Raw genomic sequence first — 21,918 nt, 5'->3', positions numbered from 1 at the left:
ATTTCTGAATTTATTTCAAGGAGAATCCCCCTTTTATGGAGGACTTTCTGTATTTTTTATTATATTTAATTCGGCTTGGTTTGTAAAGATAATGTATCGATTAATTTTAAATATAGCTATAATAAATTAAGTAATAATATGAATACTTGTCTGCGTTAATGCTTATTACTTATCCAAACTTGATTTTATTATATTTTACAGTTAATCTGTTTAATTTAAAGTGAGGTAATTAAGTTAAACCTACCAATATGCATTCGATAAAACATACAAAAAGCCACCTTCAACGCCGAAGAGCGACGATAGCTGACTAATGTATGTGATTTTAAGGTTTGTGCGACCCCTTATCACATCCTTGGAACGGTAATATTGATTAATCTCTACTATTTAAGGAACTTATGGATAGTTCCTTCACCTTCAGGCTTGACGCAGTACTTGCATAACCCTAGGCAACGACACTTAAAATCAGATATGCTAGCGAGGTACTTTTGCATATCTGTCATAATATATTGCGGTAACCTATCTACCCCTGATCTACCGACTTATCGTTAGTGTATGTTACGGTGGCACATTAATAAATGTTAGCCACTTACGCGATTCAAAATTGGCCGATGCCAGATTTTGGCGATTCAGTGCCATTAGCTCCCTGAGCCTGAGCCGCAGTGTTTTGACGTATCCAAGGCATTTGGCATTGTGTTTCCACAACCCTAAGGCGAGTGTGAAAATTAATGCTGCAAATAAATATTTTGCCTCCTCTAATGTCCATTCTCTTTAATAATTAATTCTCTTTTTAAAATACTTTTCCTTTAGGAAAATCGTGGTTAGATGCTTACCAGAATTCTACTTTACCGGAATATTGATGACCTCATTATACGTCTTGACATAAGTCATACGCTGGACATCAAGCTCAAGCTTTTGCCCTGTTCCCGGAAAATGCAGGGTTCGCGTATGAACAATCTTGCCTGATTTTCCCTCTGCAATTTTGTCATAATGATCATCCTGAGTATTATTCAGGCTCACTCGTCTCCCATCTATAAGAAGGTAGACTTTTGTTAGCACCACTCCATCCTCACTGCTCAGGGTAATACAGGTATCACCCTCGGAGGGATAGACTTTCTTGATTTCGATGGTTTGCCCAAGAATGCTGAGAGCAGGAGTATCCGAACCGCGCTTAAGGGTAAAACTCTGGTTTACCTGGTGATCCGTACCCAAGCTGACAAGCTTGATCTCCAGCTTCTGAAGATCCGTAGGTAGAGCATCATAATCTTCGTTAAAGATTATCCCTTGAAGGCTTGTGCTCATTCCTCCCCCTTGTTTAGCGAGCTCCTTGCCGTTAGCATAGAGTCGTGAATCAAAAGAATCCGGAGAGATATGCGCAAGCCGATCTTCACCGCTTAACTTCGCTTCCGCAAGCTCCAGAATATTCATCACTGACCCGTCAATAACTGTTTTCGTGGGTGAAGCGAGAATGGAATTAATATGAATCTTACTTCCATCTACATCAAACGTTTGATTAATGTCCTTTTTCAGGGTATATCCCATGGCCGTGTTTCGATCGAGCGTAAAAGGAATATTGCCGTTATCCATCGTCCCCTTCTCCATTATGCTTACCGTTAATGTCAGGTTTTTTTCGAAGAACTTTGGGGGGGCAAAACTTGTTACGGATTTGATTTCAGTCTTATCCGCACTGATTTGTCCGGTACTGTTATTTTCCATGTACTCTCCAATCAAACCTTTGATGGTCATCCTCGGCATCATATCCCCCTGATCCACGTTTCCTGCCGGATCTTTCAGGGTGCTAAAGAGCAGAAGTTGATTGCTGTCCAGCATTACACCGTCCAGAGTCAGGATAAAACCGTTCTTAAAGGTATAACTCTTACCAATGAGTTGTCCCTTTCCCAATTCATTCAGTTGCTTCAAAGTCCCGTTCATAATCTGGTCATAGCCCAACAATTGCTTGCCGTAATATGCCAGGGCATCATAATTATAGGCAATCAGGGAAAAGGCCACGAGAACCGCAGCAATACTCAACTTCCATCTCTGCAGCGGGCGCCGGGGAACCCTCCGGTTAGCCAGAGCACTTCTCAGCCTTGTTTCTAAATCATCGGGAGCAGACAAACGATCGATTTCTGCTTTTCCTTCTTCAAACATATCCTCAAATTTGTTCAACCCACTCACCTCCAATACTTCGCTGCAAGAGCCTGAGTCCTGTATGAATCCGTGATTTCACCGTTCCCAAAGGGATATTCAGGATCCGGGCAATGGATTCGTAATCTAGGTCCAAATAAAAGCGCAGTTTAAGTACCTCCTGCTGCCTTTCGCTTAATTTAGCCCAATGCTCCTTCAGCGCGCTTTGTTCCTCCTTTTCGGTAAACACATCCTGATAACTTCCTTCCGGAACCTTTTCCATAGCAATAACCTTTTTCTGCTTGCGTAAAGTGCTGTGGCAGCAGTTAACCAAAATGGTCTTGCTCCAACTGTAAAAGGAGGCTTCGTTTTTTAGACGCCTAATGTTCTCAAATAGAAGCACGATCATATCTTCCATTGCGTCCAGCACATCCTCTTTGTTCCCCATATAAACATAAGCCAGCCTGTAGAATTCTTCACTTTTTGCCATCACCAGTTGGACTAAAGCCTCTTGGTCGCCTGCTTTTGCCCGTTTTACCAGTTCTTCCAGATCCACTTTGTCACCTCACTTCAGTCGGTTCTAAAAGTAAGAGTATAAACAACGGTGAAAAGTTCATAAAGAAAACTTGTCTGGCGCCCGAAGACACTGTCTTCGCACGTATTAGTCATTCTGTCAGCCATAGCGAAGGCGGCAGCCTAGTTGCCCTTATGCTTAGAAAGTAAATACGAAAGGTTATACTTTCTGATAGTATAAAAAAGCCAGTGTGAATTCAAATTCTAGTCCTTCAAACAAATTTCAAGTTGGCAAGTACTTCTTCCGTCACTATTCCCACGGCATGGTGACCGTCATTCATGTCCATCACAACAAAAAGAAGAGCCTCAGACTCTTCTCATTGAAGATCATTTATCCCCCTTTTTCCCTTTACCCTTAGGTTTAGGATTCAGCTTCTGACCGGGGTTTAGAGGTTGATCTCTTAAGCTTGGGACATTTGGATTACTGCCAGGGTCTCTTTTATTACCAAAGATGCCAAATGCACTAGGATCCCAAGGTTCCTGGTAACCCTGAGGTATCATAAATTCTTGCACAGGGGTATCTTTTAAGGCCCTGGAGAGGACTTCGTAGAATACAACAGCTGGTCCGGAACCTCCAGAAATCGTTAAATAGTGGTTCTGGTCAGTTTTATCATAGCCCATCCAAATTGCGGCAGTAAGCTCTGGAGTGTAGCCAACGAACCACACGTCTTTTGCTCCTTTGGCGATACCCGAAAACTCTTGCGTATGGGGGAGTTCAACAGAACCAGTTTTGCCTGCCGTTGGACGTCCTAAAAAAGCATTTTTCCCAGTCCCATTATTCACGACATTTTCAAGCAGTTTGGTCATTGTATAAGCATTTTGAGGGTCTGTCACTTGAACTGACTCTGATTTAGCCTGGGCAAAAACGTATCCGTTTGCCGAGGCTATTTTGTCAATTGCATAAGCCTTATTCATAGTTCCAAGATTGGCAAATGCGCCGTACGCTTGAGCCATTTGGAGCGGGGAAACACCAGTAGTAAGTCCCCCGAGGGCAAGACTTAAAGTACGATCATTCGTCGTTAATGGAAGGCCGGCCCGCTGGGCAAAGGACATTCCCGAGTCTAGGCCGACTTCATTAAGGAGCCAAACTGCCGGGATATTCCAAGAGTTTTGGAGAGCGTTTTCCATGGTAACCTGTCCCCGATACTGATAGTCATAGTCCTTGGGAGAGTAACCATTAATATTGAGAGGGCCATCATAGAGTAGAGAGTTTGGCGTATAACCTTTTTCCAGAGCAGGACCATAGACTGCTAAGGGTTTAATGGAAGAACCGGGTTGCCGCTTTAGCTGAGTCGCATGGTCAAAAGCTCGGAAGACGCTCTGTTCACGATTGCCAACGAGTCCACGAATCCCGCCATTATGCTGGTCGATAATCGCCATACCGCTTTGAACAATCTGATCGGGTTTCCCTTGAGGAAAATATTGATTGTCATTATAGACATCTTCAGCTGCTTGTTGAACCTTGGGGTCCATTTCTGTGTAAATTTGGAGGCCGCCAGTCAGGAGCTGATCCTCGGTAAACCCGTATAATGAAATTGCCTCATCTAAGACATAATTGACGTAAGGTTCGAATTTCCCGCTAAGAGTATCAAGTACTCCTTTACGAAGGGTAATAGGTGAAGAATGTGCTCTTTCATAGTCTGCTTCCGAAATATAGTTTTGCTCTTTCATTAAGGAAAGAACTACGTTGCGGCGTTCAAGGGCTTTCTCTTTGTCTTTGACCGGATTAAAGAGGCTTGGGGCTTTAGGAAGACCGGCAAGCATTGCTGATTCTGCCAAATCTAAATCTTGAACGTTCTTCCCAAAATAATACTGGGCTGCATTCTGGATTCCCCAACGGCCCTCGCCAAAATAGATTTGATTGAGGTACTCTTCTAGGATCTGATCTTTGCTTAACGTCAACTCGATCTTAAAAGCGTAAGCTGCTTCCTTCAATTTTCGGTTCAGTGTTTTATCCGTAGGCAAGAACATATTTTTGGCTAACTGCTGGGTAATGGTACTTCCGCCTTCAGAAAAGTTCCCGGAACGCAAGTCGTGCACTAAAGCTCGAAAGATAGACCAAATATCAACACCTTGGTGTTCATAAAAACGACGATCCTCGGTGGCAACAATCGCCTGCTGCATTGTCTTAGGTACCTTTTCAATGGGTACTGGGTCGATTTTCGAAGAAGAAAGTTCGGAAACTTTATTTTCATACCTGTCATAAATATAAGTGGGTTGTGCGAGGGGGCTTTGGAGTTTACTCACATCTAAGGTTGAAACATAGATAGAGAACCCGCTTATAAAGAGGATAAGAAGGGCTGTAAGGCTGATGAAAACCCTTTTCCAAAACTTTGACTTCTTCCAAAAATGTGTCGAACGGATTCGGGCAGTTCTCTTTTTGACTAAAGCAAAACTTGTTTTCCCCAGAGGCTTGATGACTTTTATATTGAGGGCTTTAGCGTACTTGAATAAGGTACTTCCGATCTGAAACAGAAGAGCTTTCATTTGTTTGTTCATTAAGATAAGATCCTCCCCTTTTGACAGACACGAAAAGAGCCACCACATCAGATGGCTTTTCAGTCCATTTTATGATACGGGGTAAGAACTTATTTTTAGGGGGTAGAAGTTCTCTATAAACGGCCTTTTTTTATTTACACCGAATAAATCATATGTACCTTCCGTTGCCCTTTTCGTTATGAAAGATTACAAGAGAATACAAAAAAACCAGACCTTCCAATGGTACGCTCCCCTTTGTTTCTTTTGCCTTTAGCCCAATTATACTGATATAATTTTGCTATATTAAAAAATATTTAAATGGAGGGTCATATCATGAGTAAAATTATCGCATTTATTGGTAGTCCAAGAAAAAACGGGTATACCTCTAAACTAATTCAGGAAGTAATCAAAGGAGCTCAATCAAAAGGTGCTGAAGTAAAAATCTACGACCTTAACGACGATGGTATCAAGGGCTGCCAAGGCTGTTTCTATTGTAGGAGTCATGAGGGCTGCGCAACAAAAGATTATTTACAACCAATGTACGAGGATATTAAAAATGCTGACGGTGTAATTTTTGGCTCACCCATTTATTTCATGCAAATCTCAGGGCAATCAAAGCAATGGCTTGATAGAATGTACCCTATGCTTGTAGGCACTGGATTCCCATTCCAAGCTCGTTATCCTGGAAAAAAAGCAGTTACTATTTTCTCACAAGGAAACGAGAACAAAGATGCGTTTCAAGCCACAATCCAGTTCGTCAATGGCACATTCTCTATGTTCGGTTGGGAGCTTACAGATAGCTTGCTTTGTTCACATACAGGTTCGCCTAATTTCAAGTTATCGGGTGAATTATTAAAACAAGCATTTACCGCTGGAGAGTTACTCTCAAAGTAAAATATAATTCCTATAGCATTTTCATTTTTGCTGAACAGCTGGAGCTTCTCTTCAATTTGCGCAAAATTAACAGGAGAGTTCTCCTGCTAATTTTGCTGCATCTTACAAGCTCTGTAATTGCTTGCTTATGATATCAAGCTTGCTTTCAAGGAACGCTTTTTGCTCTTGCAGCAATTCCTTTTGTGTTTTGGATACGGTTAAGTCTGCTGCAAAATTTCTATGGCCTCTTCTGGAACCTAATCCTTGTCCTAATCCAGTAGTGCTACGAACAGCCTTTGTTCCCTGGCAATAGGCTAAACCTCTTCCGCTCGCCACTCCACGTTCTGTTGGCCCTGTTCCATCTCTTCCTGGCAAATTTATCGTCTCCTTTATAATTTTTTGGCATATGCCCTTTATAAGGCTATTATTGCATGGTTTTGAACATATGTCAATAACCATAATGTCTTTATAGATTTCACATCAAGCTTATATTAAAATAAAAAACCGCCGACTAAGATGCATGGGCACCTCAATCGTCGGTTGGGTTTCATTATTACCTCGCCATATTTCGATTAATATCATTTTTCATTGATTATAACCCATAATCTCTTGGCAATGGGCCTGGATCACTTGATGAAGATACTTTTCTAATGTCCATCCCACAGTATTTTCAGTTTCTCTTTCATAAACCTGTTTCATAAGTTTAAGTACTGGTTTTTCAATTTCGAGAAATTGCCGTTTATTAACTCCCTCTACAGAAGGTTCAATGGATCGTACTGCTTCTATGACACCTTTAGATTTTTCTACGGTAGAGATGTCTAGAGTATCCTGACGATGACCATTGGTCAACTCGCTTAGCTCTTCTGTAAGTCTGGTGATTTCAAGTATGTTCTCTACAAAAAATATAAGTTTTTCGGAATATTTCATATTACCATTTATTACGTATAAAACATTCAATGCATTTGAGCATGACGTAGAACTTAACTTAATAATATTATAATGAAAATCTAGACGACTAACCGTAGTTCCAATATAATAGATGTTTTCTAATTCATCAAAGGTGACTTTAGAGCTTATCTCAAAATCTTGATCCTTTTGACGTATGAAAGTGTAACCATCGGATGGTAATATATTAAGGAATCGACATAATTTTAGAACGAATTTCTTAAATTCACCTTTATCAAAGAGTTTGTTTTCGTATTGACGTGTAACTTCTATACTCACTATGCGTTACCCTCTTTCTCTGAACTTATAGAGAATTAGCTTTCTGAGTAGAGTACTAGTTGTAATTTTTTGCACCAAGTATTTTAACCATCTATACGCTCTTGGCAACGCAACTTGATCACTTGGTTAAAATACTTGTCAAATGATCCAACCGAATTTTCAGTTGCCCTTTCATAAACCTGTTTCATAAGGTTAAATAATGATTCTTCAATTTCAAAGAATTCCCGTTTATTAGTTACCTCATCACTATCTAAGGTCAACTCGCCAGTCCCTTGTTCACTGAGCCTTGTAAGCTCCAAAGTGTTTTCTGTCAAGAATACGATGTGCTTAGCATTTTCTATATCACCCTTAATATTGTACGTAATATTCAAAGCATTCGAGTACAACTGAAGTCTAAACTTTATAATACTAAAACTAGAATGGAATGCAAGACTACTAATTGTCTTGCCGATCTCCCAGATATTCATTAGGTCGTCGACTGTAGATCTTGTCTCAAAATTATTATCTTTTCGGTGTATTAAGATAAAAAGGTCGGTTATCGATAAGTTACAAAACCGAGCTATTTTTTGAGCAAATTGCTTAAATTGACCTTTGGGAAAGACTTTATTCTCATATTGACGTTCGACATATGTAACCTTCACACATATAGCCTCCAAGATCTTAGTAAGTTAATGTTAGTTTCCCATTTTAATAAAAATGTTACTTATAATATGTCCTTAAATCGTTCCATCCACCATTCCCAGTAGGATTTATCATCATAAGATGGCTCATTTGCATTATCCGTATTAGTCTTCAAAATACCATATCTCCCTGCATTCTTTTCCCCGCAAAGAATTTCGTAAGCCTCTGTAATTAATTTGAATTTCTCCTCTATGCTTTTATCATCTCGATTACGATCAGGGTGGTATTGTTTAGCTAATTTCCGGTATGCACTTCGGATCATGTTCATATCCGCTGCATCCGTTACTCCGAGTATACTTCTGGCTTTTTTTATGAGTTCAACTGTTATCATACAGCACCCCGATCATTCAACTTCAATGACAGGCTTCTCATTGTTATAATCAGTTTCCTCTGAGCTCTTTAATTACTTTGTATGAATAGCAAGCAGACTATATGTTTGTAATATGTAGTAACTCCTCCCACATTTAATTCAATTGTCTTTTGGCCGTAGTATTAGGCTTTACTTACATCAAATTCCGTTTTATATCCTAAGCCCAAAACCAAAAGCACAGGCAAAATCACTTGACCCGTGCTCTAAATTCGGTCCCTGTACGAATGCTGATGGCACTGTCGGGGGTTTTATCCTTTTTCTGATAAGTAAAAGTAAAAACTTAATGCTATGCCACTATTCCACTGTACCGCGTGAAATAAAATAAATCAATGAAAAAATTGCTTATCCTCATCTACTAAACCCAAGGCAACTTCTATTAAGGCAGTGAGATGCATCATTTTCATACCAAGTTTGTAATGCTTATTCATGTCAACAAACTGATCCATGCAGTTATGGCAAGGGATGCATCCAATTGTCGCACCAGTAGCCACTAGTTGATCAACTTTAGGTTTGGCTTTAACCATACGCATTGCTTTAGTTTCAGCGACGGCTCCCGCTCCCCCACCAGCTCCACAACAAAAGTTATACTCCCTGTTAGGGAACATTTCACGAAAATCCATTACAGTATTACTCAACACATAGCGTTGAGGCTCAACAATCCCCTCTTTACGAACCGTATTACAGGGATCATGTAGGGTTACTGGGATTGTATTTCTGGTCTTATCTAGTTTTAATGTGCCATCTCTAATCCAATCTTCATACAACTCCATTATATGGCGAACAGGGAGCTGTTTGCCTTTCCAGTAATCACGAGCAAATACTCTGGTCGATCGGAAAGCATGTCCACATTCTGTGACGATAATTTCCTTAGAGTTTAACCTCTCAGCTTCTTCAAACATCGGGCGTGATATTTCAGCGAATTCATCGTTTTTGCCTGTGAACAAACAAATATTAGTAGCATCCCAGCGCTTAGAGCTAATTGTAAAGTTTGCTTTGGCGGCGTGGAAAACATTTAGTATACTTTGCAGATCAGCTGGATAATGTTTAATCTCCCGAGCATTGAATCCAAAAAAGAAGTCTGCATTAGGAACATCTAACGGAATCTTATAAGTCGGATCCTTCAAATCTTCCTGCATCATTTCTTCAATCCATTCTAATGTCTCCTCATACTCAATTTGTTCGACACCCATCTGATTACCTGTTCGTATATGATCATCCGCAATAACTTGCAAATAACCGGGTGCCCTTTCCACTTTTCCTCGGAAGGCTCTTGTGAGTGCGTTCATATTTACTCCCATTGGGCATTCCACCGTACATCGATTACACATAGTACAATTCCAGATAAAGGGATCATTTTCTGCTTCTTCTCGCATACCTAGAGCTACTTTCCGTATGAACTTACGAGGGTCTTGATCATTATGAAGATCACTATAAATACAGCCAGCCGTACACATACCACAAGTAAGGCAATTAGAAAAATCATAGCCATTCAATAATTCTGCTATTTCATCACGTAAGCTCGAATCTAAACGTTTAATTCGTATTGGTTCCTCCATCTTACGATCCCCTCCGACATTAAATTAAAATTCACTCAGCAATTCTCTTAACTGGGCCATTAAAAATACTAGGCCAGATTGTAGCGAAACGTAATTGCCATTATGTGAATAGGCTAATCGAGTTGTTTTGCTAACACTGTGCTAAGAAGAATTATGATCGGATAGTTTCTGAAAACAGTATAAAAAGCGCTATTCCTTAACTGCTTTGTAGGACACAATCTGGCCAGGAGAGCATTCTTCATTCAACTCCACTCGAAATATGTACTGAAGCGAAAAAAAACATCCTCCTTTACCTAGTTAGAACTTGCTATTTAATGGTAATACAGTGTGCTGGGCAGCCCTCAGCAGCCTCTTTGGCGGCTGCCTCATATTCACTCGGAATGGGGTTTGTGTAAGCTACTGCTAACCCATCGGCCCCCATCTTAAAGACCTCAGGACAAAATTCGGGGCAGGATTCACATCCGATACACTGGTCTTGGTCTACTTCAGCAATCATATTGTATCCTCCTTAAAATTATTTTCTCTTTGAACAAAACTTCTACAGGATCCGTGCCTAATTTGAGCCGTTACAACTATTACCATTATCTGAAAATACTTCCTCGTCTTTATTGGCATATGCCCTTTATTGACTTGAATTATACTAACCATTTGAACATATGTCAATAATCTTTTGTCTCGAGGAATTGAGTCTTTCTGACCGGAAATCCTAAGCAAAAAACCAAAAGCACAGGTATTATAAACAGATTAGAAAAATTGAAACCCCTGCACCAAAGATTGCTCTTTGAATACGGGGGCATTAGTAAAAAGTGACACCGATTATCACCCGACATCATATAGTGGAGCAAAAAGTGAAAGACGGTGAACGAGGTGAAACTAGCAGTAGAAATTTATGCTCACAAACCACTCTCAATTAATCCGGATACATATTTCCAAACTGCTCTATGGACTGACGGAAAGATTATTCCTGAATCATTAGGACTGGACGTCTATCGCTTTGCAGCTATTGTTACCAGTGACAAGCGACTATCCGGAATAGGCCGTCGGCTAAACTACAATCTCAATTCTTTTCCGGCGGGAATGGGTCCTATCGAAGCCCGTCCTGCCCAGTACTTATCCCTAACGAACATACCGGATGACCTATCTTTGTCAATCCATACAAATTCAGTCCTCAATGCCGATGTATTGGTGGATAATTTAGGACTGCGTCTTCTAAATGAATACGGGAACCACTTTAATATACCTTTATACCAGACTGGTTTAATCATGTTCGGGGATGAAGATAATTGTTGTCACATCCCTCTTTCTTCCTTTGTTCAACGTAAGTTATTTAAGGAAGTCTCCCAAAAACTCTAAAGTAATCAGGAAACATGTTGTCATTTGTCATTAGAAAAATAACTGACCGAGTAATCCTGCGATTAAGCCCGTACTAATAAGTTTCATAACAGCTCCTATTATTGCAGCCATCATAGCCTCTCGCTCGCTCAGATCAGTACAGCCGGCCCACACCGCTGGAATTTGCCCGAATATGACGGAAAAAGGGAATCCTGAACATGCCAGAACAAAAGAGCCAATTACGAGCCGCGGAGCTACTGCAGCAGGATTTGCGGCCAAAGTAGCCTTTAATGTTCCCATAGCTAAAGTAGGCGAAACAAGGACAGATATTATGCCTGTAGTTGGGTCAATCGAGAGAAAAGACAGCATGCTCGTCAAAGCTGACTTTATAGGCGCCCAAATTCCCGCAAAGTCTAGCCCGCCGATGATCGCATATATAACAACTCCCGCCGGGATAATCAGCAAGAACAGTACTTCAGCCCCTTCCCGGGCAGCGCCAAAAATCATCGGTAAAAACGCTGTTTTTGGGGTAAACCTCGGCAACTCTTGGAGCGAAACTGCTTTGGCATCACGGTATATCGTAAGACGGAGTAACGGCGGTACGATAATGAGGGGGAGGAAAACAGTAATGAAAACGACAGGAAAAACCTTGATCCCCACGGTGGTCATCGCCAACAGCCCAAGCATAAGAGTGGAAAACGATTGCTGGGATTGAACCATCGTTGCGACGGCTATCTTCTGCTCGTCTTTGGTAGCACCAGCTTTAACCAGGATCGGTCCAGCAATTCGACCTGCAGCATTGATATCGCCTAAAATGTTATACACAGCAGGAATAACCACGGCGGAGTTTACCCGGAAATATTTCATAATTGGCACAAAAATCCGGATTAGGGCATCGGTAAAACCAAGCCGCTCTAAAATCCGGCCAGTCATCACGCTCACTATGATTGCAACCCCGACCGTAGAAGGTGACCAAACTCCATTATTCCAATTGCCAAAGATAAATGCTTTAAAAATAGAATAGGCATTATTGACCATTGCATCAAAAACTCCGGCAATCGTATTTGGTTTAAAGAACAGACCAAGCATGAACATGGCTACTAGAACCAGTCCAACATATTCGATGGCTGTCATCACTCGTTTTGGGGGAGCGCCCTGTCCTGGCGACCTTTTATTTTCTTCCAGATTAACCATAATTCTTTCCTCCTTACTTATTAATCAGATATTTCTCCACAATCATATCCGCATAATTTTGGATAGCTGTTGAACCAAACTGTCTCAGAGGCGTTGATGTACAACGTTCCCTAAACATTACCACTTCAACTTGGGGTAATAATTTATGGAGAGCAATAGCCAGCGGCAACCCATTTTCATAAATTTCTAAAGAGTGCGAGTTGCCCACGATAACATTAAGTCCAAATTCTTTGGCCTTGTCGATTAAAGGATGTTGGTCCGGCACCCGACTAATAGAGGCCAGCAAAGTGTCAATTTCCGGATGTTCTCTCATGGCCTGGGCAAGATGTTCCGGGCTGAAACCGGTATGAGGAAAAATATGTAGGATAGTTTCCACCTCACTGTCGGATTGACCACAGATTATCTTTGCTCCAGCCAAAACATTAGTTTCTGAGATTGCGGAGCAGTGGCGAACATCTTTCTCTAACTCCAGCATTTTTCGATCTTCGTCCATTCCCATTAGTGTTTCTAAGCGTAATAAAATGTCTTCCAGACATCTTACTTCTGGCAATGCTTGCCCGACATACATAATGTTGCCAGGAATCCCACCATAAGCGATCTCTGTCTTAAATGCTGTATGTCCATGCAGGATAGCTAAACCTGGATGTAAACCATGAAATGCTTCATGTAATTCAAAGGCGCTAATACGATATAGCCCTAAATAATTCTTGAGAGTCACTCCTCCGCTGTTTGCAGCATCGGCAATAGGATGATGGGCAACTATGGCATCGACTCCAGTGGCTGCGGCAAGTTCAATTGCGGACTCGGTCAAAGTCATAAGCACGGCTAATTTTCTGACCGGTTGGTCGATTTGTCCAAATACCAAGCCCGGTGTCTCCATCACGGCCTTTCCGGGAATGTTTGAGGATTTGATGACTACAAAAGGATTTTCACCGGAAAACATTTCAGCTAGACTTAAGGGAACCCGTCCGCCGGAGATAGTGTTTAATGCTGTTAGCAAATCCCTGTTTGTAATATTGTCACTGTTCACATTTGTCCCTCCAAGATTCAAGATATGTTGAGTTCAAGAATTCTATAAAGACTCTATAAAGACTCTATAAAGACTCTATACAGCCACCTCCTGTCTTTTATGTTCTTCCCCGGGAATATAAAAAACCGTCAGCTTAAGCTAGAGTGATGCTAAATTAAACATCACTTAGTTCTTAAACCGACGGTTTTGCGGGCTCCAATAAGGTTCCCTCATCCGAACGATTTGTAGCTTCCCGACCGGCCTGAAAACGAATTCTCACGTAATTGGGCCAATGTTTCAAGAAACATATTTTATATTTTTCTCACGCTAGGTATCAGATAATTGTTCATGCAATACGATCACGGTTGCAGCAATTTCTTGCTCCGGATCATAATCTTTAAGTACAGAAATAACCTTTAAGTTAAGCTCAGATTCCACCATTGTTTTAAGGCGTAATTTATTTAAGTCTAACAAAGCGACATCAGCCATTCTTGTCACTGAGCGGTTAATCTGATCCAATGCCCGCAAACCTGGCAGACGACGATGTTCGGCCAAAATAACAATCTTTTTGCCAACTATATCAACCCGTAACCGTTTAACACCAATCTCATACATTTCCTGATTTACAGAATTATAAATTCGCATTACAGCTTGTTTCAACTCTGTGAGGGTTTCAGCCATGATATAGTCCCCCCCATAAAATATCTGTAATAATTATATCAATTCATTCGACATAATTTATCTGTTTCCTGCATGACATAAGTAATTTGACCAATATTTTCAAATATTGCTAACATTTTATTTTTATTATGCTTATGTTGTTCGCCCTACCTTAATCATCGCTATCATTCTTGTCGTTTACTCTCTTTATTATGGCTATAATCAGCGAAATGAGTAAACCAACGGCCGATATAATAAAGAGAATTAACGCGGAATTGTCGTTTGTATCTTCAACAGCGGATTGTACTGATAAATTTCCGAAGAGGTTAAAGGAGGCTATTGCAACAATAACAGAAAAGGCTATCGCTATGATCAGAGATATTACAGCTTTTCTGTTTTGAGCTTTTGGTGGTAGATATGCGTTTGCTGCTATTGTTCTAATAAGATATATACCCATGCAAACCATAATGATTACCATAATGTTTGCAGGATAATTAAGCCAGCGAATTCCTACCCCGTAAAGGCCGAAATCAAGAAAAAGGGCATAAAACATCAGCAGGAACATTTGATTGCCAATGCTGTTACGTTTTTCTCTTTGCATTTCGTCCAGACCATTTTTATTGATTCGCATACTCATCATCCTCCCAAAAAAGTTGGTCAAGGGTTTTACCAAGAACCTTGCAAATAAAGGTTACGAGAAGATAAGCTTAGAGGCGTTAGGAGGGACAAATCTAATCCAAACACTGTCTCCAATTGGTCAGTTTTATGTAGTTGTTAGCGAGATAATTATTTTAACGGTAAATTCTGAATAGGAATTGCTAAGGCCCGGACTTCTGATTTACCATTTATTCCGATATTCGTGCTGGCAAAGATAATCCCTACCGCTTTAGCTTGATTATCTAAGACCGGGCTACCGCTATTACCAGGATTAATGGGAATATTGATATCAAATACCGGGGTTGAGCTATTTGTTAGATAATGAAATTGTTCTACTTTTCCTCTTTGCGATATCTGTTCGAACCCTAATGGATTGCCAATAATGGTCACGGTTTCGCCACTTTGTATCTTGTCTTTGAGGTTAAGTGCTATGGTAGGAAGATCATTCCCGGCAAACTTAATGATCGCTATGTCTACATTTGGGATGACCTCATATTGTGTGGAGTAATACACTCTTCCGTCACCAAAGCGGATAGTAATCGTACTAGCGTCGGCTACGACATGTTGATTAGTTATTATCATACCTGTCGGGGAAATATTAAAGCCTGTGCCCTGTTTGACCTCTGTATTCAAAAGACTCTTTGTAACCGACGCCTCGATACTTACTATGGCAGGTTTACATTGCTGAACGATTGCGTCTTCCTTTAAAGCCCTATTCTGATCTAAAAAATCTAGTTTATGTGAGAAGAGATAAGGAAAATTGGGTACAGAAAAAGCTATGAATGCTAAGATAATCAAAATGGTTATTGATTTTCTAAAATAGCCGGGTTTCTTGGTGCTCACTATTTCATCGTCTTCAAATTGTTCTTCGTCAGTTTGATGATTGATTAATTCGTCATCGTTCATTATTGCCGCTTCTCTCCTTCACCCTACGGCGGATGTTATAAAGCTTTATACCGCCGAGCGGAGTTGTTCAGCTCATCATGCCCATCGGTTGCCTCATAGATGCTGAAACCTTCATTTTTAAATAATGTGCTTACAAGTTCTCGAATGTGATTATGTCATCAACAATCATTATCCTGTTCATTGATACATCACCTCCAGTATATATCTTTCAGTTTATACCAGCAATGTAAACGGAGTATAAATGTATAAGCCACTTCATTAATGTCTGCTGCATTGGTTAAAGAAAGAACCATTATCCTTCAAGTAAAAATTAAGGGCCTTCACGTAAACTCGTGAAGGCCCTTAATTTTTAAGCAGTAGGGAAAGCACTATTTTATAAACTTATAAATTGTGATTTTTAAGTGTAAACGCAACATGGATAAATCCTTTAATGGCCACACTCATCATGGTGCATATGATCATTGCATACAGAGCCATTGGATTTGAGCATACCTTGCAGATACTGTTCTGAAGCAGCTTTTGCACTGCCTTTGGCACCTGTAATAACCTGAATACCTTTCCCTTTGAAGATTTCGATCGCGCTGCCACCCATGCCGCCTGATATAATAACATTTACTCCCATGTCATTTAAGTAATTAGGTAAAAATCCAGGCTTATGTCCGGGATTGGGTATAGACTCACTTTTGACAATTTTGTTGTTTTCAGCTTCGAAAATATTGAAATTCTCACAATAACCAAAGTGCTCTGTAACCATTCCATTCTTACTTGCAACTGCAATTTTCATTTAGTTCACTCCTTTAAAATTTTACAAGTTGATGGGTTATTTCCCCATCAAAATCTTTAGGTTTTTATCACAAGCTGCTAAAATTGTTTCGTTTTTCATTGAGGATTCTCCATTATATCCGTTCTTGTTTTTTCGTTGTAATTGGTGATTGCATTTCGCAAAGCACTTACTCCTAGATTAGAGCAATGAGCTTTAGTTTCCGGAAGTCCATCAAGTGCCTTGATAATATCCTCTTCAGTAATGCTTAAGGCTTCATCTAAGCTTTTTCCCTTAGCTAATACAGACGTCATACTAGATGTAGCTATCGCTGCACAGCAACCAAACACAAGATAACTGACCTCTTGAATGATATTGTTTTGTACTTTTAAAAATATGATTAGTGCATCTCCGCAGGAAGGATCTCCATAGATTCCCTGGGCATTGGCATCAGGCATACTATAGGCATTTTGGGGACTTTTAAAGTGTTCCATCACTTTCTCAGAGTAAATAGTCATTCACCTCCATTAGCGTCTTCCATAAACCTTCTGTCACATCTATGTCTGAGGCAACCACCACAACCGCATGATTTTTCGAGACCATCACAAAGCTTGTAATCTCCGCCCTCGATCCTTAATACTTTCCCCCTTACTAACGATTCAGCAAGTTTTTTCCTTGCGTCATTATAAGTGCGTTGAACGGTTGTGCGGGCGACCTTCATTTGATCAGCACACTCTTCTTGCGTAAACCCTTCTAAGTCAATCAATCGTATCGTTTCATACTCATCAACAGTCATATTAATAAAATGCTCTTGATTAATCGGAGCGTTGAGTGGTCCAAATTGGTTGCTTTCCGGTAAGCAACACACTTTTCTCCATTTTCTTGGCCTTGGCAGAATTCTTCACCTCAGTTTGCGGCTAAAGTAGCAGGATCTCTCACCTGTCACGTTAGCTTTATTTATAAGTTCTCTAGTTGCTTGCTTATAGCGTTAAGCTTACTTTCAAGCTCTTGCAGCAATTTATTTGGGTTTTTTGATTCATTTTGGTATGTTGTCATATGCTCCCAGCAAAGCCTAGGCATCTTCCGTTCATTGTTGAACGTCTCATTGATCCGTTCTATCGCTTCTTGGCATACTAATACCTCCTCGTAGTTATTGACCTATGCTATTTTAAATACATTATACTCAGTTTTGAACATATGTCAATTATTATCCTCGTATTATTTTTTCCTTTCGTATTTCCCTTTCTTCTAACAAAGAAAATTACTGTTCCCATTGTCGTTGGCTGAGCTCAAGCTACTATGTTGGAAAGAATCGAAAACAAAGTAGTATATGAATAAACCATTCATGGAGTCTTTGGAAGATAATTCAATATACTATAACAAAGTTTGTCGTGAATTTATTTAGTAATTTGTTAAATTTACTACTAAGGTTACAACAATTAAAAAGACCCTTCGAGCCCATGATACAAACGGACTCGAGGGGTCTTTCTACGATATGCTAATTGAAAGCGCATCTCAAATTACATCAATCTGTGGCAACACTGGAAAATAACTTGACCTGTGCTATAAGTTTGACTAACACCAACCAAACGCTAAGTTAAGTTAGGAATCCCCCTCTACCCTGGGGTTTTGCTACCTGACCGCTACAAACGTTCATGAACTAGCAGTGCCAAATGCCTTCCAACAGATTCTAGGATAAACCAAATCCCAAGCAATTACTTTGATGTTTTCAATCGAGTTTTAGCATAAACTGCTGCCTGGGTACGACACTTTAATCCCAGCTTACCGAGAATTTGGCTAACATGTTTTTTAACAGTATATTCGGTAATGAATAGTTCCTTGGCAATAGCTTTATTATTAAGTCCTTTGCTTAACTCTACCAGAACTTCCAGCTCTCTAGACGTCAATTGTTCGATATTATCCATTTTTTCTTTTTTCATTACAATTTCCATGATAGACGGATCATAATATCTTCTCCCTTTACTGACCAACCGCACAGCATTGACTATTTCTTCTGGCATTGCATCTTTAAAAATATAACCATCGACGTTCATGTCAGAAGCGCGCTTAAAGTCATTGGGGTCTAATGAAGACGTTAAAATAACTACCTTGCAATTTTGATTAGAACGTCTTATTTCCGAGATAACGTCAAAACCGCACTCATCCTTAAGTTTTAAGTCAACAATAATAATTTCTGGCTTACATCGGGAAATAACATCACGCGCCTCATTAACGCAGGAAGCTTGTCCTACAAACTCAAACCCCTCTTCTAAACCCATAACGGCCATAAGGCCCTGTCTCGCTAACGGATAATCATCAATCGATACAAACGTCATGATGCTACCTCCTCAAAAGTTTTTTTGTGATCTTGAAGTCGTCATCCCACATATACTCTTAGGTGAAAAAGAAATGTCGGAGAGCTTATTTAGTTATCAGAGTGAGACGTCGCATGATCTCTTAATGGAACAGCTACTTCCATTTATTGAAATATTTGAGAAACTTAGAAGGACAAATCTCCCTGTCCTTTTCAAAGATTAAAATTACTTATCATTTTCTACTATCCATTGTTCATTTCGATTAACTAATATTAAACATCTATTTTTTTCATATATTGTTACTTACTATTATGTATGTTAAAATTACCTTATAAGTAAAATGATATAGGAAGATGAGTAAGTTTACAATGCATCTGTCCTGAATGGCCTATAAAACGGTCTGAATAAGTTGGTGATTTCAAAATGACAAATATTCTACTACTAGAAGACGATCTTATTTATTCTGGTTATTTAATAAATTTGTTATGCCAACGTCTACCCTACATTATTGTGCGGCATGCCCAAACCGTTCAAGAAGCAAAAAATCTTGTCCAAACCGAATCCTTTGATTTGCTCGTACTTGATGTAGATTTAAGTAATTCAAAAAACAGATTTATCGGGCACATTGAAAATGGTATTGATTTTGCTGAATATTTTAGAAAACTTCCAGGTAATGCGTTTACTTGGATTGTTTTTGTTAGCGCCCATACTTCTTTTCTTTCAGAGTCATTTTCACGCTCACATTGTTACGATTACATTATTAAACCAATTGAACCAAACAGTTTTATCGGATTAATTGAAAACCTCTTAACGTATAAGGTCTTCCCAATCTCTGAAAAAAAATATCTTTCGATAAATCGTCGGAATTATTTATTGCGAATTAAAGCTAGTGATATTGACTTCATTGAGATATATGGTAAACAAAGTACAGTCTATACTAAAGATATTCAGCATGTTATTTCACGTTTTCCTCTTAAAGAAATTTTTAAACAACTACCAACAGAGAATTTTATCCAATGCCATAGGTCTTACATCGTAAATAAAGATAAAATATCAAATATTTTTCTTGAAGGAACATGTTGGTTTTTACGTCTACACAACCGTTCGGAAGTCATTCCTGTTGGCAAGTCATACACTAATGTAATTTTAAATAGACAATACGATTTAATCGGAGGAGACAATGAATTTTGATATATTTATTTTCGACTCTATTATTTGGTTACTATCGCTTCTGATTGTTATACAACCATTTAATAATGATAAATCAACAAAAACCTTTTTGAGATTTTTGTTGATTTCATTAATAATCATCTCGTATGATATTCTTATTTTTCTTATCGACCCATTAGCCTGGCAAAGTACATTTTTCACGCTATTAGCATTCTTATTAACAATTCTTTGCTTAGCATTTGCGTTAAAAATTGATTTTAGTACGGCTATAATCTTATCTGGTATTCATTTTATAATATTTATTATAACGGAGACTATTTCTTATTCGGTACTTAAGTTAATTATCCCTCATCAAACACTATATGATAGCATGCTAGTTATCAGTACATATATAGTCATAATTGTAATTATAATTTTAATCAGAATTACAGTTCTTAGAAAATTTTATAAGATACTTAAAGAAAAAATTAAAAACCTTAAAAATTATGCAATAGTTGTTCTAAATTGCTATGTGATATTTTCCTTTTTAAAAGAACTAGCTCATAAAAATAATTCATTTTCATTATACGCAGTTTCTATTTTAATGGTTATTATCAGCAGCATTTATCTTGTTAAAGAGCTTATGGACAACCGCAGTTTACAAGGCCTGATCCTTTCTCATCAAAAACTGATTGAAGCTGTGCAGCCAATTATACAGGACATTAAGAGCAACCAGCATGATTTTAGGAATCAGCTCAATGTAATACGATTACGGTTGTGTTCCGAGGTTGATTTCGCAAAGACTTCGGAACAATTAGACGAGCTTTTAGAGGAAATGACTCTTGTCGATTCTTTTACTTCTTTTGGTGGAAGCAGTGTTAGCTCACTTCTTTACTTGAAAAATAAAGAAGCTATATGTAAGAATATACAATTTGTAATTAACCGACCTCCCTTTTCAGGCTTAAGTCACCAATTAACCGAATATGAACTGATCAGCGTCCTTTCTAATCTAATAGACAATGCTATCGAAGCCACCTCCCAATTTAGCGGAGAGAAAAAGGTTATCGTGTCATTTAAACCTGATGAAAACGGAACTCTTATTTCAGTAGCTAATACGGGGAATAGTATATCTCCCCACACGTTATCGAAGCTTTTCAAACGAGGCTTTTCCACTAAATGCTCCGAAGAAAGTGAGAAACACGGTTATGGTTTATATAACGTAAAGAAAATTCTTGATCCGTATGGTGGAAGGATGGAGGTTCTTTGTGAAGCGAATGTTACTACGTTCCAATTCCACCTTAAGCTCGCTGCTTCTAATGCCTCTTGAAAAAATTTTGATCAGTTTCTTTTAATGAGCAAACCTCGGGTTCGACAGTCTGTAGGCACGAGAAGTGCCTCAAACCCATGTGGTGCAAGGGTTAGAGGCACTTGTGGATAATTTGCCGTGTGTCTACGTTTTTGACCCCTGAAAAAGTGAAATATCCTGTATTTTAGCGGGTTCCGGGATTTTCAACAAAAAAAGAATTCTCTTTTGACCTTCGGTTATCTCTGTTCTTTGATAGACCTTTCCGTCCGTCGATTCATACTCAATCAGATGCATATCTTCCAGTTCCGAGCGCAATTGGGGCCAGGTCTGATGGGTGTTAACCTCTGCAATTCTAACGAGGAGAAGAGATAACCAACACAGGAGGACATGAGCTCGTATCCGTTCTTCTTTGCGGTGATAGACAGGCCTTAGTTCCAGCGTGGTTTTAAGAGTTCGAAACGCTCGTTCAACTTCAAGGAGTTGCTTGTAGCCTAAGGCAACATCTTCCACGGAAAGGGTATCATCCGATGTGCGGATCAGATATCTCCCATCGAGATGCTCCATCTCTTTAACCGCTTGGTTATTGATCTTGAAATTTCCTTTAGAGTCCATCTTGAGATACTTTTTGTACGTGATGTGACTGTTAAGGCGGCAATGGGCTTTGGAGTGAGCGCTTCCATCCAGTTCTTTAAGCTTAGCAAGCTCCGCTTTGAGTTTCTCCAGATGCTTTTCACGCCTTGCAGCATCCCGT

At 39.4% G+C, this 21,918-nt stretch carries 24 protein-coding genes; 4 read left to right on the top strand and 20 right to left on the bottom strand.

Annotation, left to right across the window (positions count from 1 at the left end):
- Nucleotides 1–595: 595 nt before the first annotated feature.
- From DSBG_RS23080 to DSBG_RS10910, 4 genes are all read right to left on the bottom strand, one after another.
- Entirely contained in the window at nt 596–763 is a 168-nt protein-coding gene (locus tag DSBG_RS23080; RefSeq protein ID WP_176716249.1) for a hypothetical protein, read from the bottom strand.
- 74 nt (nt 764–837) lie between these two features.
- Nucleotides 838–2,166: a DUF4179 domain-containing protein gene (locus DSBG_RS10920; RefSeq protein WP_083236819.1), complete on the bottom strand. Its 1,329-nt coding sequence runs from the start codon at nt 2,164–2,166 to the stop codon at nt 838–840.
- Nucleotides 2,153–2,680: an RNA polymerase sigma factor gene (locus DSBG_RS10915; protein ID WP_068964363.1), complete on the bottom strand. Its 528-nt coding sequence runs from the start codon at nt 2,678–2,680 to the stop codon at nt 2,153–2,155. Before DSBG_RS10915 ends, DSBG_RS10920 begins: the two co-directional genes overlap by 14 nt.
- Nucleotides 2,681–3,024: 344 nt before the next feature.
- Nucleotides 3,025–5,196, bottom strand: a complete 2,172-nt coding sequence (locus DSBG_RS10910; protein WP_068964362.1) for a transglycosylase domain-containing protein — start codon at nt 5,194–5,196, stop codon at nt 3,025–3,027.
- Between the two features lie 312 nt (nt 5,197–5,508).
- On the opposite strand from DSBG_RS10910, the gene DSBG_RS10905 reads away from it, so the two are divergent.
- Nucleotides 5,509–6,069, top strand: a complete 561-nt coding sequence (locus tag DSBG_RS10905; RefSeq protein ID WP_068964361.1) for a flavodoxin family protein — start codon at nt 5,509–5,511, stop codon at nt 6,067–6,069.
- Nucleotides 6,070–6,171: 102 nt separating this feature from the next.
- On the opposite strand, the gene DSBG_RS10900 is transcribed toward DSBG_RS10905, so the two are convergent.
- The 6 genes from DSBG_RS10900 to DSBG_RS10875 all read right to left on the bottom strand — a co-directional run bounded on the left by DSBG_RS10900 (nt 6,172) and on the right by DSBG_RS10875 (nt 10,375).
- The gene (locus DSBG_RS10900) at nt 6,172–6,423 is read right to left on the bottom strand and encodes a DUF5320 domain-containing protein (RefSeq protein WP_068964360.1); all 252 of its coding nucleotides are present in this window, start codon (nt 6,421–6,423) and stop codon (nt 6,172–6,174) included.
- A 210-nt stretch (nt 6,424–6,633) separates the two neighbouring features.
- The gene (locus tag DSBG_RS10895) at nt 6,634–7,272 is read right to left on the bottom strand and encodes a hypothetical protein (protein WP_242877552.1); all 639 of its coding nucleotides are present in this window, start codon (nt 7,270–7,272) and stop codon (nt 6,634–6,636) included.
- An 83-nt stretch (nt 7,273–7,355) separates the two neighbouring features.
- Nucleotides 7,356–7,913: a hypothetical protein gene (locus DSBG_RS10890; protein ID WP_068964358.1), complete on the bottom strand. Its 558-nt coding sequence runs from the start codon at nt 7,911–7,913 to the stop codon at nt 7,356–7,358.
- A gap of 62 nt (nt 7,914–7,975) precedes the next feature.
- Entirely contained in the window at nt 7,976–8,284 is a 309-nt protein-coding gene (locus DSBG_RS24040) for a DnaJ domain-containing protein (RefSeq protein WP_068964357.1), read from the bottom strand.
- Nucleotides 8,285–8,649: 365 nt separating this feature from the next.
- The gene (locus DSBG_RS10880; protein ID WP_068964356.1) at nt 8,650–9,879 is read right to left on the bottom strand and encodes a (Fe-S)-binding protein; all 1,230 of its coding nucleotides are present in this window, start codon (nt 9,877–9,879) and stop codon (nt 8,650–8,652) included.
- 307 nt (nt 9,880–10,186) lie between these two features.
- Nucleotides 10,187–10,375 carry a ferredoxin gene (locus DSBG_RS10875; protein ID WP_068964355.1) on the bottom strand — a complete coding sequence of 63 codons (189 nt, stop codon included), beginning with the start codon at nt 10,373–10,375 and terminating at the stop codon, nt 10,187–10,189.
- A gap of 362 nt (nt 10,376–10,737) precedes the next feature.
- Between DSBG_RS10875 and DSBG_RS10870 the strand changes: the two genes are divergently transcribed.
- Nucleotides 10,738–11,232, top strand: coding sequence for a hypothetical protein (locus DSBG_RS10870; protein WP_141694294.1), 495 nt, complete (start codon nt 10,738–10,740; stop codon nt 11,230–11,232).
- A gap of 30 nt (nt 11,233–11,262) precedes the next feature.
- On the opposite strand, the gene DSBG_RS10865 is transcribed toward DSBG_RS10870, so the two are convergent.
- The 9 genes from DSBG_RS10865 to DSBG_RS10825 all read right to left on the bottom strand — a co-directional run bounded on the left by DSBG_RS10865 (nt 11,263) and on the right by DSBG_RS10825 (nt 18,733).
- A complete protein-coding gene (locus tag DSBG_RS10865; RefSeq protein ID WP_141694293.1) occupies nt 11,263–12,405 on the bottom strand; it encodes a hypothetical protein in 1,143 nt (380 codons plus the stop codon).
- A gap of 13 nt (nt 12,406–12,418) precedes the next feature.
- Nucleotides 12,419–13,435, bottom strand: a complete 1,017-nt coding sequence (locus DSBG_RS10860) for a Nif3-like dinuclear metal center hexameric protein (RefSeq protein WP_242877550.1) — start codon at nt 13,433–13,435, stop codon at nt 12,419–12,421.
- Between the two features lie 306 nt (nt 13,436–13,741).
- A complete protein-coding gene (locus DSBG_RS10855) occupies nt 13,742–14,095 on the bottom strand; it encodes a Na-translocating system protein MpsC family protein (RefSeq protein ID WP_040411560.1) in 354 nt (117 codons plus the stop codon).
- A 151-nt stretch (nt 14,096–14,246) separates the two neighbouring features.
- A complete protein-coding gene (locus DSBG_RS10850) occupies nt 14,247–14,705 on the bottom strand; it encodes a hypothetical protein (RefSeq protein WP_068964352.1) in 459 nt (152 codons plus the stop codon).
- A gap of 155 nt (nt 14,706–14,860) precedes the next feature.
- Nucleotides 14,861–15,637 carry a S1C family serine protease gene (locus DSBG_RS10845; protein WP_068964351.1) on the bottom strand — a complete coding sequence of 259 codons (777 nt, stop codon included), beginning with the start codon at nt 15,635–15,637 and terminating at the stop codon, nt 14,861–14,863.
- Between the two features lie 427 nt (nt 15,638–16,064).
- Nucleotides 16,065–16,421 (bottom strand): NifB/NifX family molybdenum-iron cluster-binding protein, encoded by a 357-nt coding sequence (locus tag DSBG_RS10840; protein ID WP_068964350.1) that lies wholly within the window; start codon nt 16,419–16,421, stop codon nt 16,065–16,067.
- A gap of 95 nt (nt 16,422–16,516) precedes the next feature.
- Nucleotides 16,517–16,915: an iron-sulfur cluster assembly scaffold protein gene (locus tag DSBG_RS10835; protein ID WP_068964349.1), complete on the bottom strand. Its 399-nt coding sequence runs from the start codon at nt 16,913–16,915 to the stop codon at nt 16,517–16,519.
- Complete coding sequence (locus tag DSBG_RS10830; protein ID WP_068964348.1) at nt 16,912–17,292, bottom strand: DUF134 domain-containing protein; 381 nt, start codon at nt 17,290–17,292, stop codon at nt 16,912–16,914. The genes DSBG_RS10835 and DSBG_RS10830 overlap by 4 nt, the downstream gene beginning before the upstream one ends.
- Before the next feature lie 820 nt (nt 17,293–18,112).
- The gene (locus DSBG_RS10825) at nt 18,113–18,733 is read right to left on the bottom strand and encodes a response regulator (RefSeq protein ID WP_068964347.1); all 621 of its coding nucleotides are present in this window, start codon (nt 18,731–18,733) and stop codon (nt 18,113–18,115) included.
- Between the two features lie 402 nt (nt 18,734–19,135).
- Here DSBG_RS10825 and DSBG_RS10820 point away from each other — a divergent pair, with 402 nt between their 5' ends.
- The gene (locus tag DSBG_RS10820; protein WP_068964346.1) at nt 19,136–19,903 is read left to right on the top strand and encodes a LytR/AlgR family response regulator transcription factor; all 768 of its coding nucleotides are present in this window, start codon (nt 19,136–19,138) and stop codon (nt 19,901–19,903) included.
- Nucleotides 19,893–21,188: a sensor histidine kinase gene (locus DSBG_RS10815; protein WP_068964345.1), complete on the top strand. Its 1,296-nt coding sequence runs from the start codon at nt 19,893–19,895 to the stop codon at nt 21,186–21,188. The genes DSBG_RS10820 and DSBG_RS10815 overlap by 11 nt, the downstream gene beginning before the upstream one ends.
- Nucleotides 21,189–21,311: 123 nt before the next feature.
- Here DSBG_RS10815 and DSBG_RS10810 read toward each other — a convergent pair.
- Nucleotides 21,312–21,918 (bottom strand): IS1634 family transposase (locus DSBG_RS10810; protein WP_141694292.1); only part of this gene is annotated, 607 nt, incomplete at its 5' end.

The sequence above is a fragment of the Desulfosporosinus cupriresistens genome (assembly GCF_001707885.1).
In the GTDB taxonomy this organism is placed as follows: domain Bacteria; phylum Bacillota; class Desulfitobacteriia; order Desulfitobacteriales; family Desulfitobacteriaceae; genus Desulfosporosinus.
This window is presented reverse-complemented; position numbering and strand designations above follow the sequence as displayed.

What these genes read in the sequence shown, in the direction of transcription:
- DSBG_RS23080 (WP_176716249.1), bottom strand. Translation starts at nt 763, where the DNA reads ATGGACATTAGAGGAGGCAAAATATTTATTTGCAGCATTAATTTTCAC.
- DSBG_RS10910 (WP_068964362.1), bottom strand. Translation starts at nt 5,196, where the DNA reads ATGAACAAACAAATGAAAGCTCTTCTGTTTCAGATCGGAAGTACCTTA.
- DSBG_RS10905 (WP_068964361.1), top strand. Translation starts at nt 5,509, where the DNA reads ATGAGTAAAATTATCGCATTTATTGGTAGTCCAAGAAAAAACGGGTAT.
- DSBG_RS24040 (WP_068964357.1), bottom strand. Translation starts at nt 8,284, where the DNA reads ATGATAACAGTTGAACTCATAAAAAAAGCCAGAAGTATACTCGGAGTA.
- DSBG_RS10880 (WP_068964356.1), bottom strand. Translation starts at nt 9,879, where the DNA reads ATGGAGGAACCAATACGAATTAAACGTTTAGATTCGAGCTTACGTGAT.
- DSBG_RS10875 (WP_068964355.1), bottom strand. Translation starts at nt 10,375, where the DNA reads ATGATTGCTGAAGTAGACCAAGACCAGTGTATCGGATGTGAATCCTGC.
- DSBG_RS10865 (WP_141694293.1), bottom strand. Translation starts at nt 12,405, where the DNA reads ATGGTTAATCTGGAAGAAAATAAAAGGTCGCCAGGACAGGGCGCTCCC.
- DSBG_RS10855 (WP_040411560.1), bottom strand. Translation starts at nt 14,095, where the DNA reads ATGGCTGAAACCCTCACAGAGTTGAAACAAGCTGTAATGCGAATTTAT.
- DSBG_RS10850 (WP_068964352.1), bottom strand. Translation starts at nt 14,705, where the DNA reads ATGCGAATCAATAAAAATGGTCTGGACGAAATGCAAAGAGAAAAACGT.
- DSBG_RS10845 (WP_068964351.1), bottom strand. Translation starts at nt 15,637, where the DNA reads ATGAACGATGACGAATTAATCAATCATCAAACTGACGAAGAACAATTT.
- DSBG_RS10840 (WP_068964350.1), bottom strand. Translation starts at nt 16,421, where the DNA reads ATGAAAATTGCAGTTGCAAGTAAGAATGGAATGGTTACAGAGCACTTT.
- DSBG_RS10835 (WP_068964349.1), bottom strand. Translation starts at nt 16,915, where the DNA reads ATGACTATTTACTCTGAGAAAGTGATGGAACACTTTAAAAGTCCCCAA.
- DSBG_RS10825 (WP_068964347.1), bottom strand. Translation starts at nt 18,733, where the DNA reads ATGACGTTTGTATCGATTGATGATTATCCGTTAGCGAGACAGGGCCTT.
- DSBG_RS10820 (WP_068964346.1), top strand. Translation starts at nt 19,136, where the DNA reads ATGACAAATATTCTACTACTAGAAGACGATCTTATTTATTCTGGTTAT.
- DSBG_RS10815 (WP_068964345.1), top strand. Translation starts at nt 19,893, where the DNA reads ATGAATTTTGATATATTTATTTTCGACTCTATTATTTGGTTACTATCG.